At 59.2% G+C, this 19,770-nt stretch carries 19 protein-coding genes; 10 read left to right on the top strand and 9 right to left on the bottom strand.

All coding sequences use genetic code 11. The features are described from left to right. Positions 1–39: 39 nt before the first annotated feature. From ACNPM8_RS02480 to ACNPM8_RS02470, 3 genes are read right to left on the bottom strand one after another with little or no spacing between them, the layout of a single operon-like run. Positions 40–903: a hypothetical protein gene (locus tag ACNPM8_RS02480; protein ID WP_448939252.1), complete on the bottom strand. Its 864-nt coding sequence runs from the start codon at positions 901–903 to the stop codon at positions 40–42. Continuing rightward, complete coding sequence (locus ACNPM8_RS02475; RefSeq protein ID WP_332727922.1) at positions 900–1,589, bottom strand: response regulator transcription factor; 690 nt, start codon at positions 1,587–1,589, stop codon at positions 900–902. The genes ACNPM8_RS02480 and ACNPM8_RS02475 overlap by 4 nt, the downstream gene beginning before the upstream one ends. Then, positions 1,577–2,869 carry a sensor histidine kinase gene (locus ACNPM8_RS02470; RefSeq protein WP_448939251.1) on the bottom strand — a complete coding sequence of 431 codons (1,293 nt, stop codon included), beginning with the start codon at positions 2,867–2,869 and terminating at the stop codon, positions 1,577–1,579. The genes ACNPM8_RS02475 and ACNPM8_RS02470 overlap by 13 nt, the downstream gene beginning before the upstream one ends. 125 nt (positions 2,870–2,994) lie before the next feature. Between ACNPM8_RS02470 and ACNPM8_RS02465 the strand changes: the two genes are divergently transcribed. Further along, positions 2,995–3,603, top strand: coding sequence for a GNAT family N-acetyltransferase (locus ACNPM8_RS02465; protein WP_448939250.1), 609 nt, complete (start codon positions 2,995–2,997; stop codon positions 3,601–3,603). 60 nt (positions 3,604–3,663) lie between these two features. Here ACNPM8_RS02465 and ACNPM8_RS02460 read toward each other — a convergent pair whose 3' ends face one another. Then, positions 3,664–4,422 carry a FadR/GntR family transcriptional regulator gene (locus tag ACNPM8_RS02460; protein ID WP_448939249.1) on the bottom strand — a complete coding sequence of 253 codons (759 nt, stop codon included), beginning with the start codon at positions 4,420–4,422 and terminating at the stop codon, positions 3,664–3,666. A gap of 187 nt (positions 4,423–4,609) precedes the next feature. Between ACNPM8_RS02460 and ACNPM8_RS02455 the strand changes: the two genes are divergently transcribed. Genes ACNPM8_RS02455 through ACNPM8_RS02435 form a run of 5 tightly spaced genes read left to right on the top strand, consistent with a single transcriptional unit; the run spans position 4,610 to position 11,167 of the window. Continuing rightward, on the top strand, positions 4,610–6,130 hold the full coding sequence (locus tag ACNPM8_RS02455) for an ABC transporter substrate-binding protein (RefSeq protein ID WP_448939248.1): 1,521 nt from the start codon (positions 4,610–4,612) through the stop codon (positions 6,128–6,130). Positions 6,131–6,163: 33 nt separating this feature from the next. Then, positions 6,164–7,111, top strand: a complete 948-nt coding sequence (locus ACNPM8_RS02450; protein WP_133834157.1) for an ABC transporter permease — start codon at positions 6,164–6,166, stop codon at positions 7,109–7,111. Then, positions 7,111–7,962, top strand: coding sequence for an ABC transporter permease (locus tag ACNPM8_RS02445; protein WP_105656130.1), 852 nt, complete (start codon positions 7,111–7,113; stop codon positions 7,960–7,962). The genes ACNPM8_RS02450 and ACNPM8_RS02445 overlap by 1 nt, the downstream gene beginning before the upstream one ends. Before the next feature lie 3 nt (positions 7,963–7,965). Further along, on the top strand, positions 7,966–9,723 hold the full coding sequence (locus ACNPM8_RS02440) for a dipeptide ABC transporter ATP-binding protein (RefSeq protein ID WP_448937802.1): 1,758 nt from the start codon (positions 7,966–7,968) through the stop codon (positions 9,721–9,723). Positions 9,724–9,751: 28 nt separating this feature from the next. Further along, a complete protein-coding gene (locus ACNPM8_RS02435) occupies positions 9,752–11,167 on the top strand; it encodes an amidase (RefSeq protein ID WP_133834155.1) in 1,416 nt (471 codons plus the stop codon). Positions 11,168–11,246: 79 nt separating this feature from the next. Here ACNPM8_RS02435 and ACNPM8_RS02430 read toward each other — a convergent pair whose 3' ends face one another. Genes ACNPM8_RS02430 through ACNPM8_RS02420 form a run of 3 tightly spaced genes read right to left on the bottom strand, consistent with a single transcriptional unit; the run spans position 11,247 to position 14,326 of the window. Further along, positions 11,247–12,026, bottom strand: coding sequence for a FadR/GntR family transcriptional regulator (locus tag ACNPM8_RS02430; protein WP_448939247.1), 780 nt, complete (start codon positions 12,024–12,026; stop codon positions 11,247–11,249). Positions 12,027–12,076: 50 nt separating this feature from the next. Continuing rightward, complete coding sequence (locus tag ACNPM8_RS02425; RefSeq protein ID WP_448939246.1) at positions 12,077–12,847, bottom strand: SDR family NAD(P)-dependent oxidoreductase; 771 nt, start codon at positions 12,845–12,847, stop codon at positions 12,077–12,079. A 30-nt stretch (positions 12,848–12,877) separates the two neighbouring features. Beyond that, positions 12,878–14,326 carry an aldehyde dehydrogenase family protein gene (locus ACNPM8_RS02420; RefSeq protein WP_448939245.1) on the bottom strand — a complete coding sequence of 483 codons (1,449 nt, stop codon included), beginning with the start codon at positions 14,324–14,326 and terminating at the stop codon, positions 12,878–12,880. A 207-nt stretch (positions 14,327–14,533) separates the two neighbouring features. On the opposite strand from ACNPM8_RS02420, the gene ACNPM8_RS02415 reads away from it, so the two are divergent. The 3 genes from ACNPM8_RS02415 (at position 14,534) to ACNPM8_RS02405 (ending at position 17,246) form a co-directional block, all read left to right on the top strand. Next, positions 14,534–15,193 carry a GntR family transcriptional regulator gene (locus tag ACNPM8_RS02415; protein WP_448939244.1) on the top strand — a complete coding sequence of 220 codons (660 nt, stop codon included), beginning with the start codon at positions 14,534–14,536 and terminating at the stop codon, positions 15,191–15,193. Beyond that, positions 15,190–16,302, top strand: a complete 1,113-nt coding sequence (locus ACNPM8_RS02410; protein ID WP_448937799.1) for a 3-isopropylmalate dehydrogenase — start codon at positions 15,190–15,192, stop codon at positions 16,300–16,302. Before ACNPM8_RS02415 ends, ACNPM8_RS02410 begins: the two co-directional genes overlap by 4 nt. Before the next feature lie 104 nt (positions 16,303–16,406). Continuing rightward, the gene (locus ACNPM8_RS02405) at positions 16,407–17,246 is read left to right on the top strand and encodes an SGNH/GDSL hydrolase family protein (RefSeq protein ID WP_448939243.1); all 840 of its coding nucleotides are present in this window, start codon (positions 16,407–16,409) and stop codon (positions 17,244–17,246) included. 4 nt (positions 17,247–17,250) lie between these two features. On the opposite strand, the gene ACNPM8_RS02400 is transcribed toward ACNPM8_RS02405, so the two are convergent. Together ACNPM8_RS02400 and ACNPM8_RS02395 are read right to left on the bottom strand one after the other, a co-directional pair. Then, positions 17,251–17,673 (bottom strand): VOC family protein, encoded by a 423-nt coding sequence (locus ACNPM8_RS02400; protein ID WP_448939242.1) that lies wholly within the window; start codon positions 17,671–17,673, stop codon positions 17,251–17,253. Positions 17,674–17,871: 198 nt separating this feature from the next. After that, positions 17,872–18,294, bottom strand: a complete 423-nt coding sequence (locus tag ACNPM8_RS02395; RefSeq protein WP_105656140.1) for an acyl-CoA thioesterase — start codon at positions 18,292–18,294, stop codon at positions 17,872–17,874. Between the two features lie 243 nt (positions 18,295–18,537). On the opposite strand from ACNPM8_RS02395, the gene glsA reads away from it, so the two are divergent. Further along, a complete protein-coding gene (gene glsA, locus ACNPM8_RS02390) occupies positions 18,538–19,566 on the top strand; it encodes a glutaminase A (RefSeq protein WP_105656141.1) in 1,029 nt (342 codons plus the stop codon). The last annotated feature ends 204 nt before the right edge of the window (positions 19,567–19,770 follow it).

Here is a 19,770-nt window from a genome sequence, read left to right as displayed (position 1 = left end):
CCGTAATGGGACGCTTTGCCTTTTTCGTGGAAACCGGGTTTAGCGGCCAACCGATTCCTGGGCGGTGCCTGCTGGATGCAAGGTGGCACTGCCTGCGGAGACATCGATCGTGATCTTGTTGGGGGAGTTCGGATCGGTGGCGAGCAGGTTCTCGACGGATCCGGCGGCCGTATTCTGCCGCAGGTCGTAGGTGGCCTCGGGCAGTTCCAGCTCCAGCGAGCCGGCGCTGACGCTGCCCTCGATGCTCTTGGGCGCCTTGCCCGAGAGTTCGCCAATGAGTTCGCCGGCCGAGATATCAAACCGGGCGCTTCGGACATTGTCCAGGCGCACCGTTGCTTCCCCTGCGCCCAAGTCGATATCGGCGGTGTGCGCGCTGCCGGTGAGGTTCAGCTCCCCGGCACCGACTTCAACCACCAGGTCCTTGTAGGCGCCGACTGCGTTGAAGGATCCGGCGGACAGTTCGAAGTCCGCATCCAGCGTTCCGTTGTCCATGGATTGCGGAAGCACCAGCGTTGCCTCGTTGTCTTCGAATCCGCAGCCGAAGAAGCAGAAGTTGTCCCAGGCATTCGGGGCTTCGACGATGAGCCGATTGCGCTCCCGATGCAGCTTCCAGCTCGCGGACTTGGCGCTTTTGACTTCAAGTGTTGCCTTGTCGGTGTCCGCAAAGACCAGATCGAAGCGTCCCGAGCTCGCCGAAACTTCCAAGGCGGTCACCCCGGAGACCTCTGCTTCGTGGACCGAATGCTCTCGGGAGACCGAGGCAAAGGCGCTGCGTGCCGTGGCGATGACCAAGGTGAGAATGACCAGCCCGCCGAGCACCGCGAGGATGATATTCAGCGGCTTGCCGTTGTTGGGTGGCGCCGGTGGGTTTGGCGGTAGCGGCATGGTTTGCGTGGTAGTCATGATCCTGTCCTGTCTGTGCGGTTGGTGCCCAGGGTTTCAATATGAGCCAGGGCTGCCAGCACGCGCCGGTTGCCCGTTCCGTCGGCTTCCAAACCGAGTTTCTGGAAGATGGAAGTGATGTACTTTTCTACGCTGGCCTCCGAGAGGAAGAGCAGCGCGGCGATCGCCTGGTTGGATTTTCCTTCGGCCAGTGCGGCCAGGACTGTGCGTTCCCGGTCGGTCAGCTTCTGCATGCGGTCATCGTGATTGCGTCGAGTCAACAGCTGTGCCACCACTTCCTGGTCCAAGACGGTTCCACCACCTGCAATCTGCTCCAGCGAAGCAATGAACTCGCTGACATCCGCAACACGGTCCTTGAGCAGGTAGCCGATCGCTCCGGACTGGGTGGAAATCAGTTCCGAGGCGTAGCGCTCCTCGACGTACTGGGAGAGCACCAGCACCGGCAGGTCCGGATACTTCTTGCGCAGTTCCAGCGCCGCGCGGATGCCTTCATCCGTGTAGGTCGGCGGGAGACGGACATCCAGGATGCAGATCTGCGGGAAATCATCGGCGGACGAGTTGTCCAGGAAATCCATCAGCCCGCTGGTTTCGGGCAAATCCGCGACAACATGGTGGCCACTGTGGGCCAGCAACCTGACTAGCCCTTCACGTAGCAGGACCGAATCTTCGCAAATCAGTACGCGCATGGCACGTTCACCTCCACTGCAGTTGGCCCGCCCTGGGGGCTGTCCAGGCTAAAGGTGCCGCCGGCGGCGAGCACCCGATTATTGATTCCATCCAGGCCTCCGCCGGGCGTGATGCGCGCCCCGCCGGTGCCGTTGTCCTCGATGCGGGCCCACAGGCTTTGCTGGCCTTCATGCTCCCGGACCCTCACGGTGATCTGGCAGCGCTGGGCCCGCGAATGCTTGGCGGCATTGGTCAGCGCCTCGGCAATGGCGAAGTACACCGCCGCTTCGGCCACGCGCGGATAGCGCCCATTGAGCTGGATATCCAGGCCAACCGGGATATGCGAGCGGCCTGCGATAGCCGAGAGCGCCGCATCCAGTCCGCGGTCATCGAGCACCGAGGCGTAGATTCCGCGGGTGAGCTGGCGCAGTTCGGTAATCGCGGACTTGGTTGAAGCGTGGGCTTCGGCCACCAGTTCCTTGGCCTGCTGCGGATCGCTGTCGATCTGCTGGTGCGCAAGCCCCAAGGTCATGGCCACGGAGACCAGCCGGGGCTGGACCCCATCGTGCAGGTCGCGTTCGATGCGGGTGCGCTCCACCTCTGCGGCGCGCACCGCTCCTTCGCGCTGCACCGCAGTGGTGCGCACGCGTTCGACCAGTGCACTCTCGCGGGCAATAGAGCCGACGATTCCCACGGTGACCATCCGGTGCAAGAAAACCAAGCCGATAACCACTGCTATTCCCAGCAGCGCCGCCAGCACCAGCCAAGGTGCCTGGCTTACCGGGGTCTGGAGGCCCCATAGCCCGGGAACGGTTCCCAGCGGGTCGGCATTATCTGCCTGCAAAACCGGGGCGAAGGCAACGATGGACGAGCGCACGGCCATTTGCAGGGCAGTGAGCATCAGCGAACCGGCCAGGCAGGAGAAGAGCAAGCTTCCCAGCAGCGCCCACATGCGTCCGTTGGACACATTGCGTCCGAGCGAACGGACGTATTCGCCAAAGCCCTGACGGCGGCGAGGCCGCCAGGTCAGCGGAGCGACGTCCATGTCGTAGAGGTTGCTGATTCGAGTCAGCTCGAAGCGGGCCAGGCCGAAGAGCGCATAAACCAATCCGGCCAAGACGAGCAGACCCAAACCGAGGATCGGGGTCAGCGCGACGCCTACCGAGAGCCAGGCCAGCAGCAGCGAAAACAGGATGAGGCCGGCAGACCCGAACAATGCCATGTGCAGCAGCGTCATGCCCAATCTCAGCGGGGGACGGGCAGGTGCGGTGCCCGGTAGAACCTTAGGTGTCGAAGTCATACCTCAACACTAGAGCGCGCAGGTCAGCGCCAACACCGAGGGAACCGGAGTTCTTCATTATGGAAAACCCGAAGAATTTGCCTCCCAGGGTGCCCTTTGGGCTTTTCGGAGCGCAGGATGGACAGATGGACACGAACCAGGATCCGCAGGCGGCAGGAACAGCGCCCATCGAGATCAGGCCCCTGGCCGAAGAACGCATGGACGACTTCGCGACGGTAGTGAATCCGAGCCGGAGGCAGAAGCATTGCTGGTGCTTGTCGCACCGGATCGGTGCCGCCGAGATCAGGGAACGAGGTGCAGGGGACCGGTTTGCCGCCATGCGCTCGCTGAGCACCGAGCCGATTGCCCCGGGAGTGATCGCCTATCGCGCAGGGGAACCGGTGGGCTGGTGCAGCATCGCTCCGCGATCGAGGATCCCACTGCTGGAAAAGTCCAAGCTCATCAGGCCCGTGGATGATCTGGAGGCTTGGAGCATCACCTGCATGGTGGTGCGCAGCGGCTACCGCCGCCAGGGCGTGAATCGGGAAATGGTCCAAGGCGCAGTGCAGTATGCGCGGGACCTCGGGGCGCCCGCGGTCGAAGCCTACCCCGTGGATCCGGCAGGGCGGATGGACCTGACCATGGCCTTCGTCGGAACCAGGAAGATGTTCGAGCAGGCCGGGTTCGAGGTCATCGGGGTCAGCGACGCCCAGGCCAGCAGGATGCCCCGGCTGATCATGCGCAAACTGCTCTGACCCGGTGACGCTGTGTTGCATTTGCTCCGATTTGGCACCGGGATGAAGAACCGGCGTGAATTAGCGAGGTTCCGTCAGCGCTTCAACGCCGCGCACCCCTTCATCATCCAAACGAGGTTTGAAATACTTGGAAATGGCCGTCTTGGCTGCGTTTCCGGCAGTGACTGGCTCTCTGGCTTCAATTGCATCGAAGATCGCTCGGTCCAATGCCACCACTTTTTTCATTTCTAGGGACTCGTTGTCCGCGTGGCTCATCTGGTCATTCATGACGCTCAAGATGGCACCGGATACCGCCTCGCCACAGATTCGCAACAGGCTGTTGTGGCTGGCTTCCCATACGGCCGCGTGGAAATCGAGGTCGGCCCGGTTGAAGGATCCGGAGCCCGCAGCCGCCTCAGATTCCATGCGTTCAACTGCATCGCGCATGACCGATAGTTGCTCGGAACTATGCATTACGGCCGCTAGCTGGCAGGCGGAACTCTCCAGAACGATTCTGAATTGCACCAATTCCGAGAGCGAGAGGGTAGCTATGCGCGCCATATTGGCAAAGGATCTGCCCAGATTATCCGTGGAAACCGGCAAGACAACTGGACCGCTGCGGCTACCGGGACGCGACGCAATGAGGCCTTGGCTCTGTAATACTCGCAGTGCCTCGCGGACCGTTGGCCGGCTGACGGAGAACTGCACCATGAGCTCGCGTTCACTGGGAAGGTGCTGGCCAGGTTCAATTTCCTTGGACAGAATCGCTTCCTCGATTTGTTGCACTACTCGCTCGTAGGTCAATGTTGGCACGGCCGGCGTGAAAGTTAGCTTGCTCAATTGGGGCCTTCCTTTAGCTGCGAGTGGAAACGGTTAGCGGACAAGGTATTGCAGTTCTCCGGGGCGGCACCGCCCCAGCCAAATATTTCGACAACTGGTAAGACCAGAAAACTTAGTAGAAATATCAGCATATATGGTGTTGTATGGATCACATCACTCAATGGACATGTTGACCGATGGAGATCCCATGAAAGAGAAAAAGAACTACAGTCGGCTTGCGGCGACAGTGCTGGTTGGCTCTCTGGCGCTAACCGCGTGCTCTGCAGGATCAGGCGGGACTTCGCCGGAAGGCTCGGCCGAAAACACTTCAGTGACCGTCGCGCTAACTGGTGAGCCGGTCAATCTGGACTTCACCACGACTGCAGGCGCTGCTATTCCGCAAGCACTCATGTCCAATGTCTATGAAGGATTGGTCGAGATCGACCAAGAAGGAAAGATCCAGCCGTTGCTCGCCGAATCGTGGGAGCTGAGCAACGGGAACAAGACCTATACGTTCAAGCTTCGCGAAGGCGCAACCTTTTCCAATGGCGAAGCGTTCACTGCCGATGACGTCAAATTCAGTATCGAACGAGTCCAATCCGATGACTGGGTCTCTAGCTTGAAGACGAAAATGGAAATCGTGGACTCTGTCGAGGTCCTCAGTGATTCCGAAGTCGCCATTACCCTGAAGCAGCCGAGCAATGCCTGGCTTTTCGACATGGGCACCTTGGTCGGAGCCATGTTCGATCCAAGCGGCGTTGACGAACTAGCTTCGACCGCCATTGGGACTGGGCCATACGAAATTGATGCGTGGAACCGCGGGCAGTCCATCGAACTCGCGACACGCGATGACTACTGGGGCGAGAAACCGCAGGTTGAAAAGGTCTCACTGCGCTACTTCGCCGATGCGGTAGCCACGACCAATGCACTTCAATCCGGCGACGTGGATGTCGTCTACAACATGCAGTCCCCGGAACTGCTGTCCGGTTTCGAATCAAATGACAAGTTCCAGGTCCTTGACGGCACCTCCAATGGCGAGATCGTCTTGTCGATGAATAACAAAAAAGCTCCGTTCGATGACAAGCGCGTGCGCCAAGCCGTCATGTATGCCATCGACCGCCAAGCTGTAGTCGACACCGCATGGAACGGCTACGGCACGGTGGTGGGCGGACCGGTTCCGACCACCGACCCTTATTACGAGGATCTGAACGATATCTACCCGTACGACCCGGAGAAGGCCAAGGCGTTACTCAAGGAAGCTGGAGCCGAGAACCTGCAGATCACTTTCAAGGTTCCAACTCGCCCCTACGCAACCGCAGTCTCTGAAATAGTCGTCTCGCAACTGGCTGATGTCGGAATCGACGCTAAGATCGAGTCCTCCGAATTCCCCGCGGTCTGGCTCGACGAGGTCTTCACCAAGCACGATTACCAGATGTCGGTCGTCCTGGCAGTGGAGAGCCGAGATGTTTTGGCAATGTTCAACACCCCGGATTACTACCTGGGCTACGACAATTCAGGCATTGAGGAGCTTGCCGCTAAAGCCGATGCTGCCGACGAAGTCGGATACGTGGATGGCATGAAAAAGGTGGTTCGCACCATCGTTGATGATGCAGCTGCAGATACCCTGTTCATCTTCCCGAACATCGTGGTAGCCAAGGCAGAGGTGACCGGCATTCCGGCCAACTCCGTGACCGAAGCATTGGATATGACCAATATCGGCTGGAAATAGCTTCCATAGCCGCACCGACAAAGGGAAAATCACGTGGGTATTAGATTACTGATCAACTTGGCAAGATTCGTTGTCACTTATGTGATTGCAACGGTTGCAGTGTTCCTTTTCATGCGAGCAATTCCCGGAGATCCTGCCCAGATTGCCCTGGGTGTGAACGCCACCCCGGAGTTATTGGCCAAAACGCGAGCCGAGTTCGGGACCGATCGGCCGCTGATCGTCCAGTACTTTGACTGGGCGCTGGGGTTGCCCACCGGCAACTTCGGCACATCCTATGTCACGCGGCAAGATATCAGCCCGCTGATTGTCGACCGGGTGCAAGTCAGCCTGATCCTGGTACTGCTGGCAATGGTCCTCGCCTTGGCGATTGCGATTCCCTTCGGCACCTACGCGGCGGTCAAGCACCGCAATCCGAGCGGCATCATTGTCAGCGGAATCAGCCAGGTAGGCGTGGCCATTCCCAACTTCCTCGCCGGCATTCTGCTGGTGGTCGTCTTTGCCGTGGGCCTGGGTTGGCTTCCGGCCAACGGGTGGACACCGCCCGGCGAGGACTTCGGAGATTTCATTTCCCGCGTCGTCCTGCCAGTGCTCGCTCTGGCATCCGTGCAGGGAGCTATCCTGACTCGCTATGTCCGTTCGGCGGTGATGGAAGTGATGAGCGAGGATTACTTGCGGACCGCACGGTCCAAGGGCCTCGGGAAGCTTGAATCGCTGATCAAGCATGGTCTGCGCAACGCGTCCATCCCGGTTCTGACAGTTACCAGCGTGCAGTTGGCGGCATTGATCATTGGCGCGGTGGTCATTGAACGGGTGTTTGTGATCCCAGGCCTTGGGTCCATGCTGCTCGACGCGGTGGGCAACCGCGATCTTCTTACCGTGCAATCGGTGGTCATGGTGCTCGTCGCGATTACCTTGATCATCAACTTGGTCGTGGACGTGCTCTACACAATCCTGGATCCACGCATTCGAAAGGGCGCGTAATGTCTGCAGAACCAGTTACCGCTTCAAGCACCCGTCGCAAACTCTCCGTGACGCTGCTGGTAGGCAGCATCCTCGTAGCTCTCGTGGTGCTCGCTGCACTCGTCTCCTTTGTCTGGACCCCCTTCGATCCGGTACAAGCAGTTCCCCAGGATCGCTTGCAAGGATCCAGCGTCACCCATCTGATGGGTACCGACAGGTACGGACGCGACGTCTTTTCGGGAATCCTGTACGGAGCGCGCATTACCTTGCTGGTGGGTTTGGTTGCGGTAGGCATCGCCCTGATCATTGGGACGCCGCTAGGTATTCTGGCTGGCATGCGAGGTGGCATCACCGAGGAAGTTACCATGCGTGGCGCTGATATTCTCCTCGCTTTTCCCGCGTTGCTGGTAGCGATCATGTTTGGCGCCGTATTTGGAGCCAGCACATTCACAGCCATGCTTGCCATCGGCATTGGCTCGATACCCGGCTTTGCGCGTGTTGCGCGAAGCGGCACCCTGCAGGTGATGAGCACCGAATACATCATGGCTGCCAAGGCATCCAGCCAGAGCAGCTGGCGTATCGCCCGGCGCCATGTGCTGCCCAATATCATCGGCATGGTCGTGGTGCAGTGCTCGGTATCGTTCGCAATTGCGGTACTTGCCGAAGCAGCGCTGTCCTTCCTTGGCTTGGGCACTCCACCACCGGTCCCATCCTGGGGCCGCATGCTGCAAGAATCCCAGCAATTCCTGGGGACCTTCCCGATGCTCGCCGTTTGGCCGGGCGCCGCCATTGCCGTTGCAGTGTTGGGCTTCACCTTGCTTGGTGACGGTCTGCGTGATCGGTTCGATCCGAAACTGAATGGAGATCGGTAATCCATGGATAAGAAAACAACTACCGGCGCTCTGATAGATGTCAGGGGCCTGACAATCAGCACCAAGCACCGCACGCTTGTCTCGAACTTTAATCTGCGCATGAATCCGGGGGATCGTGTAGGGCTGATTGGCGAATCTGGTTCTGGAAAGTCCATGACCACATCCGCCCTTATGGGGTTGCTCCCGGAAGGTGTCAGCGCCAGTGGCTCCATCCAGCTTGCGGGTCACCCACGGAATCTGGTCGAGGCAACTGACAGGGAACTGCAGAAAATCCGTGGCAAGGATATGAGCATGGTCTTCCAGGAGCCGCTGACCGCATTGAATCCGCTGATGAAAGTCGGTCCGCAGGTCGCGGAAATTATGACTAGCCATAAGACCGTCGCTTCAAAATCAGCGGCTCAGGCTCGTGCCGTGGAACTGCTCGGATCGGTTAAGCTCCCGGATCCGGCACGGGCCGCCCGCTCTTATCCGCACCAGCTTTCTGGAGGCCAGCGACAGCGCGCCATGCTGGCGATGGCCTTGGCGAATAACCCGGGTCTCTTGCTCTGCGATGAACCGACCACGGCTTTGGACGTTACGGTTCAACGCCAGGTTCTGGATCTGATCTTGGAATCGGTCCAAGAACGCGGCACCGGGTTGCTGTTCATCACCCATGACCTTTCGGTGGTCGCCAACGTCTGCGACCGGGTGCTGGTGATGAACAACGGCCAAGTGGTTGAAGAAGGCGATACCGGCGAGGTATTCAGCAATCCGCAACACCCTTACACCCGAGGACTGCTGGCCGCCTCGGACCTGAATGCCACAGATGCCGACGGCAGGTTATTCACCGTGGCTTCGGCCGCTTCCTACATCCCGCCTTTGGCCGAAGCGCAACCAGTCGTGGAAGCAGCAAACGCGGAAATAAGCGATCTCCGGGAACACGACCAAGCCGCGGGGGACACTGCTCCCGAAGTGCCCTCCTTGATCAGTGTCAAGGACCTGACGCGAATCTATCCTGTCGGACGCTCGTCGCTCTTCGGGAAGCGGTCGGAGGTGCATGCGTTGAAGGGCGTTTCCTTTGACGTTGCTGCCGGGCAACGTTTCGGTGTGGTCGGTGAATCCGGTTCCGGAAAATCCACCCTCTTGCGCATCTTGGCAGGTCTGGACCAACCCACCTCAGGCAGTGTTCGTGTGGCAGGAAGCGAGGTTGCAGGGGCCAAGGAGCGGGATCTGGTCCAATTGCGCCAGCAGCTGCAGATCGTTTTCCAGGATCCCATGGGATCGCTGGATCCGCGGATGCGTGTCCGCGACATTATCGCTGAACCTTTGCTTGTTCCGGGGCAAAAGGTGGATAGCGCCAAGCACCGGAAGATGGTCGCAGAAATGCTCGGATCGGTGGGACTGCCGGCCGATGCCGCGGAGCGCTTCCCGCATCAATTCTCCGGTGGACAGCGCCAGCGAATCTCCATTGCTCGTGCGCTGATCTGCGAGCCTCGGGTGCTGGTGGCTGATGAACCGGTCAGCGCTCTGGACGTCTCCGTCCGAGCCCAAGTACTGAACCTGCTTTCGGACTTGGTCGACGACTACCAACTGACCCTCGTCTTCGTCTCGCACGATCTTGGCGTGGTGCGGCATATCTGCGACAACGTCGTGGTGATGAATGAAGGGCGGATCGTCGAAAGCGGAACCACCGAACAGATCTATGACAGTCCGCAGCATGCGTATACGCGGACTTTGGTGAATTCATCCATGTCCCTGCGCAACGAACTGGCCCTGCGCTAGTAATGCTCGTTTTCCTTGAGAGGCCATCATGTCCCAGCTTTCTGAACACACCACCGCACTGCACCAGCTGTCCGCGCAGGAACTTCACGCGTCCTATGCTGCGAAGGACATCTCGCCGGTGGATGTAGCAGAGTCGGTCATCAAACGGGTTCAGGAACGTGAACCGGTACTCAACGCGATGTACCAGTTCGATCCGGAAGACGTGCTGAGCCAGGCACGCGAAAGCGAGCAACGCTGGGCCAGCGGAACAGCGCTCGGTCCACTAGACGGGGTGCCGGCAACGGTCAAGGAGAACATAGCACGCAAGGGCATCCCGATGCCTTCGGGAACGGCCCTATCCAACCCCAAGGTGCCCACGCAGAACGCGCCGATCACCGATCGGATTCTTGAAGCCGGCGGCATCCTGGTTGGCTCGACTACGATGCCGGACTGGGGCATGCTCTCTTCGGGTGTTTCCAGCCTTCACGGAATATCGCGTAGCGCTTGGAACCCTGGATGGACCACCGGTGGCTCCAGTGCGGGTGCGGGATCTGCCGCTGCTGCTGGATATGGGCCGCTGCATGTTGGCACCGACATCGGTGGATCCATTCGCCTGCCCGGCGGCTGGCAGGGGTTGGCAACACTGAAACCCAGTGCAGGATTGATTCCCCTGGACGTCCCGTACATTGGCCGGGCGGCCGGTCCCATGGGACGTACCGTGGATGACATTGCCCTTTTCATGTCAGTGCTCGGACAACCAGATATCCGTGACTATTCGGCACGCGCCTATCCGGCCATGCAATGGCAGTCAAAGCTTGGCAGCGTCCGCGGGATGAGAATCGGGTTGCAGCTTGAAGCTAACGCTGGGGCCGCTGTCGACCCCGAAATCCGATCGGCGGTGCAGTCGGTAGCGGAAACTTTTGCGCAGGACGGTGCCAGGGTCGAAGAGTTGCCGCCCTTCATCGACCAAGGCATGCTTGACCAGCTTGACCGCTTTTGGCGTACCCGGTCCTGGGCCGATTTCCGTGAACTGAGCGAAAGCGAGCAGGCGAAGGTCCTGGATTACATCGTGCGCTGGTGCGAAGGCGGAGCCAAGTTCGATGGCGCCGACACGATCAGGAATTTCGGTGCGATCGACCAGATGCAGAAGGCGACCATCGCGGCTACCGCCGGGTATGACCTCATCATCTCTCCGGTCTCCCCGATGGCTGCTTTCCCTGCGGAACAACCGATGCCAGTGGTGGATCCTGACGCCACCATGGGCCATATTGCCTTCACCGTCCCGTACAACATGTCCGGTCAGCCAGCGGCTACCGTCAATTGCGGTTTCACGTCCGAAGGCAAGCCCATTGGCGTGCAGCTGGCCGGAGCAGTTGGAACCGATGATGATGTGCTTCGCGCAGCCAGCTGGTATGAGGCAGCTCGGCCAGACAGCGCCAAACCGCAGTGGTCGAACTTGGACTGAAAATCCCGCACAAGCAGGGCACAGCAACCACCGCCGTTGCTGTGCCCTGCTTGTTGTTCCGATCTGCAGTATCGGGAAATCAGCTGGTTTGCGGGGCCTGTCCGAAGGACGCCAGCGCGGCAAGAGCTGTCCGGTCATCGGCAGGTACCAGATGACCGTAGTATTCGAACAGGCTGCTGCGGGCAAGATGCTCAGCCAGATGCGCATCTTGCTTCTGGATGGCCATGAAGACCTCGTGATGATGGTCGAGGGTGCGTTGCATCAAAGCCTCGTCATCGGAACTTTGTTCAATGCTGGACGTGATGAGCTGCTCGATGGACTGGCGGACTGCTTCGCCGGTAATCTGCAGCAGTGCATGGCCGCTGGCCTGCGCGATCACGTCATGGAAATCGAGGTCTGCCTGGCTGAAAGCGCTTTGGCTCTGCGAACGCGCCGCCCGCATCCGCGCCATCGCCTTCTCGAGCTTCAATAAGTCCGCATCGGAACGTCGCGTTGCGGCCAGCGAATTGGCCGAAGATTCCATGGTCATGCGATAAATGAGCAGATCCGCGAGGCTCGACGAAGAGGTCCTGGCCAAACGGCTTATCATTTTGTGCAAAGGCGCTGACGTGGGAGAGAGGACAACCGCTCCGCGCGGATCACCCGGCCTAGAGGCAACTATCCCGTTGCTTTCCAAGACCCGCATCGCTTCACGCACCGATGAACGACTCACCTCAAACTGGGTTACAAGTTCGCGCTCTCCGGGCAGATGATCCCCGATTTTCAGTTCGCCGCTAAGTACCTGGCTTTCAATGGAACTGACGATGGCTTCAAATGCGCGCGTCTTAGTTGCAGCTGGCACCTCTGGTGTCTGTGACATCTTAAGTCGCTTTCGTGGTGGTCTGTCTGAAGAATCCTTGGCAGCACCGCCTAGTTCGGTGGGGTGAAACGACCATCGATGGCGGTCCAACCGCCATCGATGGTGAGCACCGAACCAGTCACGAAGCTCGATGCCGGCGATGCAAGATAGACAATGGCTCCAGCCATTTCCTCTGGCCTGGCCCAGCGGCCCAAGGCGCTCTTCTGGGCGTAGGCGTCGTACCAGCCGGGGTTGGCCTTGATCTGTGCGGTCAGAGGGGTTTCAACAACCCCTGGGGCAACAACATTGACCCTGACACCCTGCGGGCCGAATTCGGCGGCCGCGGTACGGACCAGCTGGACCAGTGCCGCCTTGGTGGCCGCATAGACACTTTGCCCGGGCTCGACAACTGATGCGCGAATGGACGAGATGCCAATGATGGATCCGCCGCCATTGGCTGCCAGCCGAGGGGCGAAGGCCTGGATCAGTCCGAATGAAGCCCTCAGGTTCAAGTTCACCACGCGGTCGAATTCTTCCATCGTGTAGTCGACGATGCGCTTTCGGACATTCGTGGCAGCGGTGAACACCAGAGCAGCGATGTCATTGAATTCATTGGAAGCGGCCTGAACAGATTGAATATCCAGAACGTCGAGCTCGATAACCGTGGAACCGCTGCTGAGCATGTCGGCGGTCTCCTGCGCGGTTTCGGCATCGCGGTCGGCGCAAATCACGTGGGCGCCGTGGGCGTCGAGGGCCAGAGCCGCTTCACGGCCAATGCCGCTGCCTGCACCGATGACCATGACGCGCTGGCCGGCAAATTGGAAGAGCTGCGTGTAATCCATTGTGTTGTCCTTCGTTTATGTTGCCTCGGGCTAGGGGCGGATGATGGCCATCCGGGTGACAGTGAATTCTTCCATTGCGAAGCGGGGGCCTTCACGGCCGATCCCGGAGTCCTTGACTCCTCCATAGGGCATGATGTCTGACCGGAATCCCGGGATTTCATTCACTACGACACCGCCAACTTCCAGTTCATCGATGGCGCGGAAGGCCGTCTTCAGCGACTTGCTGTAAATGGCTGCCTGCAGTCCGTACCGTGAATCGTTCACCAGCTCAAAAGCTGCATCGAGGTCAGGCACCGTGCGCAGGCAGATGACAGGACCGAATATTTCCTCGCACCATAGTTCTGCATCGGACGGGACGCCGCTCAGAATCGTGGGCTGGATGGATTCTCCTAGCAAGCCTCCGCCGGTCAGCACCTGTGCTCCGCGTACTTTTGCCTTCTCGATCCATGACAGCACGCGTCCGGTGGATGCCTTATTGATCAGCGGAGCCACCCGGGTCTGTTCCGAGCGGGGGTCGCCAACCGCTATTTCGCCGATGCGCGCCAGCAGCTCCCGCTGGAAGTCGCCAGCGATTTTCTCATCGAGCAGAACGCGCTGAACAGAGATGCAGGCTTGCCCGTTGGCATAGAACCCCCCGCGTAGCACGGCATCGACCGCTGCATGGATGTCGGCGTCCTCGGCGACAATGAAACCGGTGTTAGACCCCAGCTCCAGCACTGCCTTGCGTGGTGCCGCATTCCTGGCGATCTGGTGGCCGACGGCCGCGGACCCGGTGAAGGAAACCACCGCTGAGCGCGGGTCTGCGACCAATGTCTCGCCAACGTCAATGCCGCCAGTGACCAGCTGCACCGCTGCGGTGCTGACCTGATGGGCGGTGAGAGCCTCGCGGATCAAGTGCACGGCCCACAACGTGGACAGAGGAGTATTCGGTGCTGGCTTGATGATGATCGGGCACCCAGCCGCCAGCGCTGGCGCAAGCTTATGGCTGGCCAAGAGCAAAGGGTAATTGAAACCGGCGATGCCGATCACGATTCCAGCCGGTTTACGGGTCCAGTACCCGATCATGCCATCGCCGCTGGCCTGCAGATCCAGGGGTACTGTTTCGCCGCGCAGGTTCGCGACTTCTTCGGCTGCCGCGGCCCATGTGGTCAGGGTGCGCGCAACTTCTACCCGGCAGTCCACCAGGGGTTTGCCAGTTTCGAGGACCAGGAGATTCTCAAGCTCTTCGCGGTGCTCGGAAATCTTGTGATGGACCGCCAAGAGGATTGACCGCTTGGTGCCGGTGCTCAGCCTCTCGACTTCTTTGGCGACGCCTTGGGCGGCGTCCAACGCCTGGCTGGCTAGTGCTGCAGAGCCTACAGGCGCGTGCGCAACTACTGAACCATCGAAAGGGAAAATAACGGGGACTGTTTCCGCGCAGTGCACCCACCGATCGCCGATGGGCAATCCCGCAGGGTAAGCATCTGAGTGAGAAGTCATCGTTCCTACTTTCGAATTGGCGCCATGGAAGTCCTACTGGTCTGACCAGTAGATGACCAAAGCTAATCAGTGATCTAGCTCGCAGTCAACGGGTTTGAGGAAAATGACCCTTTCACACTTCTAAAACGTTGAATTCATTGACATTAAGCGAAACTCCGGGAACAGTAATGCTCACTATTCCACTTCGGGATACCGAGAAATTCGGATGTGCGAGTACAGGCGGTGGCGGTGGCTTTTGACTGGAGGAGCAACGTTTCGCTGGCTCGGGAAACTGCTGGCGTCATCAGTGAGCGAGTCTTCTTGGGACGGTATGCGCCAGGACAAGTCTTGGCGCAGCAGCGGCTCTCCGAAGAGCTTGGCGTCAGTCGGACACCCTTGCGTGAAGCCTTTGCCTTGCTAGAGCATGAAGGCGTGGTTCAGCTCGATTCCTACGGGCGAGCCACGGTTACGAAGATGGACATAACGAATCTGCGTGAAGCACTGAAATTCCGCGAACTATTGGAATCGGCAGCCTGCGGCATGGCAGTCGATAAGATATCGAGGCCCTTGCTCGCCGACCTGCTTCAAGCGTTGCGCAACCCGGGAACCGCCACGCCACATAATGCTTCCAAGGTGCACCTATTGCTGCTGGGATCATCGGGCAATCGCTATCTTCAAGGATTCTCGACCCTTGTGCGGATAACCGAGGAAGTGCATTTGCCAGCTACCGCGTGGTTCCCGACGAATACCGGAAAACTGCGGAACCTCCAGGTAGGCATCCTGGAGTGTTTAGCCGAATCAGACGGTAAGGCTGCACAACGCCGAGTACGCGAATACTTCAACGAACTTCAAAACCACCTAGCCGCTAGTGAAAGGCCTATCCAATGAAAACCTACAGCGTTGCCGTCATCCCCGGAGACGGGATCGGCCCGGAAGTCATGGGCGGAACACTTGACGTTTTGGCTGCAGCTGAGAAGAAATTCGGCTTCGCGCTGGATCTGACTACTTATGACGCAGGTGCTAAGCATTATCTGCAGACCGGCGAGCTATGGAACCCGCAGTTGAATCGAAAGCTGCGGGGCCATGATGCCATACTCTTCGGCGCGATGGGGGATCCAGCAGTGCAGCCAGGCATACTTGAGCGCGGATTTATCCTTGCGATGCGCCAGGAATTCGAGCAGGCGGTGAACCTGCGCCCGGTCAAGCTCTACCCGGGCGTCGCCACCCCCATTGCCGGGCTGACACCGGAACGTTGCGATCTGGTGATCGTCCGTGAGAATACCGAAGGTGCCTACATTGGCCAAGGTTCGACAGTCCACGCAAATACGCCTCACACTGTGGCGCTCCAGGAATCGGTGAACACCCGGCAGGGGATCTCGCGAGTAGTGGAGTATTCCTTCAAGCTGGCTATGAGCCGGCGTAAGAAACTTACCTTGTGCCATAAGAAGAACATACTTATCGAAGCTGGGAAACTTTGGCAGGAAGTCGTGGACCACGTTTCTGGGCGCTATCCCGAAGTTGAAGTCGACTACGTTCATGTCGATGCCATGTGTTTCCATCTCCCTGTTGCCCCGGAAAGATTCGATGTAGTCGTTACCGATAATCTCTTCGGAGATATCATCACGGACCTTGGAGCTGTCATCCAGGGCGGCCTGGGCGTTGCAGCAAGCGCGAATCTCAATCTGGATGGAAACTCACCTAGCATGTTCGAAGCCATCCACGGCTCGGCTCCCGACATTGCCGGAAAGGGCTGGGCCAATCCTGTCGGTGCGATCCTGTCTAGTGCGATGATGCTCGCGCATCTAGGAGAAGAGCGGGCCGCAATGGCCATTGAATCTGCTGCCGTCAGCGTCGTGCGCGAGCTTCCCGAACTAGCCGGACCGAACATGGGGAAGGACACCTCTGGCATTGCAGACGATATTGCTCGGCTTGTATCCGAGGATTTCGTTATGGTTCCGGGTCTATCGGTGATGAAGAGCGTGTCTGCGGCACGATGAGCTTCTGCCAATAGACCGACTGCACACCGTTGTCATCTAAAAGTGTGGTGGGGTTCGTTTTCCCGTCATTGCTTAGTCAACTGTTCCTTGTAGATTAGCCAATCATGGGACGGCTGTTTATGGCGATCGGGGATTCCTTTACCGAAGGCGTGGGGGACTGGGAACCCAGGCTGCCCAACGGGGTACGCGGATGGGCCGATCGCGTGGCCAAGCAGCTATCCAAAGCGGATCCCGAGTGGCAGTACGTGAACCTGGGAATCCGCAGCCGACGACTCCAGTCGATTATCGACGAGCAGATCCCCGTAGCCCTGGAACTCAAGCCGGAGGTGATCACCTTTTATGCCGGCGGCAACGACATCCTGGAATTCCGCAAGGACATGAAGGAATTCCTTGCCCGGTACTCGCAGGCCGTCGAAGCCCTGGTTTCCACGGGTGCCAAGGTCCTGCTGTTCACCGGGTTCGATATCCCCGTGCACCCGGTGCTCGCCCCGTTCAAGCGGCGCAACTGGCGCTTCAATGACCACGTGCGCCGGCTCGCTGAACGCTATCCGGACTCAGTAGTGCTCGTTGACTACTGGAATTGGGAGGCGTACCGGGATAAGCGCATGTGGGATATCGACAAGCTGCACATGAATCGTGCCGGCCATCGCTACATGGCCATCAGGATCCTGGAGATCCTCGGGTATCCGCACCAGCTGGTTTTCGATCCTTTTGGCGCTGCGGACCGGGTTGGATTCTGGCAGGCCACGCAGCGCGACGTGGAATGGCTGAGGCAGTGGGTGCTGCCGATGTTCGGGCGGCGCATGCGCGGCATTACCCTTGGGGACCAGTTGCGTCCCCGCTGGCCGGAGCCGATGCAGCCGGCCAAGGGGATGAAGAAGCAGTTCCGCAAGCGCCGCAAAGCAGAAGAGCTACGGCACCTGCGGGATTCCGAGGTCGGCTAGCTGCCTAGCTGCCTGGGTTTTCCATTGCTTCTGGACTCATCCACGCGATTTCCCAGACGTGGCCATCCGGGTCCTGGACGGCTGCCTGGTACATGCCCGGGAATGGCTCATCTGCCGGGCGGTAGACGCTGCCGCCACCGGCCTCGGCCCGCGCGACGAAGTCGTCGACGCCTTCGCGGGTTTCTGCCGAGAGGGCATTGAGGGTTTCGCGCAGGCCGCTTCCGAGCGCCGGCTTATCACCGTTGACCAGGAAGCTTGCGAAGAACTCTTGGCGCAGGACCATTACGAGAATGTTCTCGGCGATGATCCATGAGGTGGCATTTTCATCGGAGAACGTCGTGTTCTTGGTGAAGCCCATGGCCTCGTAGAACTTGTGGGCTCTGGCTAGATCGGCGGTCGGTAGGTTGACGAAAATCATCTGGCCCATGGGTTTCTCGCTTCTGCGTCGGGGGAATTCCTCAGTGCAAAAACAACTTTGCTGGACGCATGAACCGAGCGCAAGAGCTATGCGGGATTAACCTTGAAATGAAACAAGGCCCCGCTAGGGCACGCAGTTAAGCGCGGCCGTGCGGGGCCTTGAACCAAACCCTTGAATTCTTGAGGGCTTCGGGCATTCAAACGGGGACTAGATCAGTGCCTTGGTGATTTCCAGCGGGATGCGATCGCGGGTGTAGGTGATGTGGTCGTAGCCGTGCGGTGCCGGCTTGCCGTCTTCGCCGATGTTCACGAAGACGATCTTCTCGATGGTCAGGATCGATTCCTGGGTGAAGATGTTGCGCACCTCTGCGCGCAGGGTGACCGAAGTCCGGCCGAAGTCGATAGCAGTCAGGCCCATCTCGATCAGGTCGCCTTCCTTTGCGGAGGCGATGAAGTTGATCTCGGACATGAACTTGGTGACAACGTGCTTGTTGCCCAGCTGGATGATCGAGTAGATCGCAGCTTCTTCGTCGATCCAGCGCAACAGGCTGCCGCCGAACAGCGTGCCGTTTGCGTTCAAGTCTTCTGGGCGAACCCACTTGCGCGTATGAAAAGTAATACCCTTAGCCATACACAAAATGCTAAGTCAGATCGGGTGCATGGCGCTGTAAGATGCTCCACAATGTAGGGGAAAACACATGCGATTCATGCATTGAATACCAAGTGGACGCGTGATTGGAGCGGGCGCCGGGAGAACTGGCCCAATGCTTCCCGCCTGCTCATGGCTGTTCCAAGGTGCTAAGCGGCAATGCTGTTGATAAGGTCAAATCAAGCAGCATGAATCAACGGGCCCAGGACTAAAAGGCAGGTGAAGATGACCTATCCTTCGGAAGGGAATAACGAAACTATTCCCACCGATTTCGACGACGTCGTTCAGCAAGTTTCTACCGGTGAGCTAGAACATGATCGCATCGATTCCCTGCTCAAGGAAGCCCATGAGCGATACGCGGATGCAGACGACGGGCTCCTTGCCCATTACATTCCGATTCTGGGCCAAGCGGACCCCAATCTCTTTGGCATCGCCATGTCCCACGTCGGCGGCTCTGTCCACATGGTTGGCGATTGCGATCATCTGTTCTCGATCCAGTCGATCTCCAAGATGTTCGTCTACGCGCTAGTGGTGCAAGAGCATGGGCGCGAGGTCGTTCGCGAACGCATCGGCGTGAACAATACGGGCATGTCCTTCAACTCTGTGATGGCTGTGGAATTGAACAACGGCTTGCCGATGAACCCCATGGTCAATGCCGGCGCCATCGCCACGACAGCAATGATGCCTGGCAAGACCGCGGCCAAGAAGTGGGAGAACGTCCGGGAAGGGCTCTCCGCCTTTGCCGGCCGGGCGCTGAGCCTGGATGACGAGGTTTACCACTCCGAATCGCTGGCCAACGAGCGCAATAAGGCCTTGGGGCATTTGCTCAAGAGCTATGGGCGGCTGGAGAACGAACCTGCGGATGCCGTTGATGTGTACACCAAGCAGTGCTCGCTGAATATCAGCGCGCATGATCTTGCTGTCATGGGCGCGACGCTGGCCGATGGCGGAGTGAACCCGGTGACCGGAAAGCGCGTCGTCGATGCAGACGTTTGCCGCGATACCCTGGCGACCGTGGCCTCCAACGGCTTGTACGAGCGTTCCGGCGAGTGGCTGTTCGAGATCGGCATCCCGGCGAAGTCCGGGGTGTCTGGCGGCATTGTCGCGGTCGCTCCGGGCAAGGGCGCCATTGGCGCGTTCTCGCCACCCTTGGACATGGCTGGGAACTCGGTGCGGGCGCAGCTTGCCATCGGGCAGCTTTCGCGTGCCATGGGCCTGAACCTCTTCGCTTCGGCTCCGGACCGGGAAAGCTGATCCCGGGCGTTTCGCGCATTGTCCAAAAGGCGGATTGATTCGCCAACTAGCTAGACTTTCATGGACAGGTGGATGGCCTGTGCCGTCCATCTTTCGCCATCCGGCGCCGGATCTTTTCGAGAGTTGGAATCCTCGTGCAAAGATACTGGTCAGGTGCGGGTTGTCCGAAATTGTCAATGCTCTGAGAAGACGCTTCCACGGCGG

The sequence above is a fragment of the Glutamicibacter sp. AGC46 genome (genome assembly GCF_053543715.1).
Note: the sequence above shows the minus strand (reverse complement) of the source record. Positions and strands in the feature narration are given on the sequence as shown.

Bases quoted from the DNA above. Each gene is read 5' to 3' on its own strand.
- ACNPM8_RS02455 (WP_448939248.1), top strand. From the start codon at position 4,610: ATGAAAGAGAAAAAGAACTACAGTCGGCTTGCGGCGACAGTGCTGGTT.
- ACNPM8_RS02425 (WP_448939246.1), bottom strand. From the start codon at position 12,847: ATGGATTACACGCAGCTCTTCCAATTTGCCGGCCAGCGCGTCATGGTC.
- ACNPM8_RS02470 (WP_448939251.1), bottom strand. From the start codon at position 2,869: ATGACTTCGACACCTAAGGTTCTACCGGGCACCGCACCTGCCCGTCCC.
- ACNPM8_RS02465 (WP_448939250.1), top strand. From the start codon at position 2,995: ATGGACACGAACCAGGATCCGCAGGCGGCAGGAACAGCGCCCATCGAG.
- glsA (WP_105656141.1), top strand. From the start codon at position 18,538: ATGACCTATCCTTCGGAAGGGAATAACGAAACTATTCCCACCGATTTC.
- ACNPM8_RS02480 (WP_448939252.1), bottom strand. From the start codon at position 903: ATGACTACCACGCAAACCATGCCGCTACCGCCAAACCCACCGGCGCCA.
- ACNPM8_RS02435 (WP_133834155.1), top strand. From the start codon at position 9,752: ATGTCCCAGCTTTCTGAACACACCACCGCACTGCACCAGCTGTCCGCG.
- ACNPM8_RS02410 (WP_448937799.1), top strand. From the start codon at position 15,190: ATGAAAACCTACAGCGTTGCCGTCATCCCCGGAGACGGGATCGGCCCG.
- ACNPM8_RS02475 (WP_332727922.1), bottom strand. From the start codon at position 1,589: ATGCGCGTACTGATTTGCGAAGATTCGGTCCTGCTACGTGAAGGGCTA.
- ACNPM8_RS02405 (WP_448939243.1), top strand. From the start codon at position 16,407: ATGGGACGGCTGTTTATGGCGATCGGGGATTCCTTTACCGAAGGCGTG.
- ACNPM8_RS02420 (WP_448939245.1), bottom strand. From the start codon at position 14,326: ATGACTTCTCACTCAGATGCTTACCCTGCGGGATTGCCCATCGGCGAT.
- ACNPM8_RS02400 (WP_448939242.1), bottom strand. From the start codon at position 17,673: ATGGGCCAGATGATTTTCGTCAACCTACCGACCGCCGATCTAGCCAGA.
- ACNPM8_RS02445 (WP_105656130.1), top strand. From the start codon at position 7,111: ATGTCTGCAGAACCAGTTACCGCTTCAAGCACCCGTCGCAAACTCTCC.
- ACNPM8_RS02395 (WP_105656140.1), bottom strand. From the start codon at position 18,294: ATGGCTAAGGGTATTACTTTTCATACGCGCAAGTGGGTTCGCCCAGAA.
- ACNPM8_RS02440 (WP_448937802.1), top strand. From the start codon at position 7,966: ATGGATAAGAAAACAACTACCGGCGCTCTGATAGATGTCAGGGGCCTG.
- ACNPM8_RS02430 (WP_448939247.1), bottom strand. From the start codon at position 12,026: ATGTCACAGACACCAGAGGTGCCAGCTGCAACTAAGACGCGCGCATTT.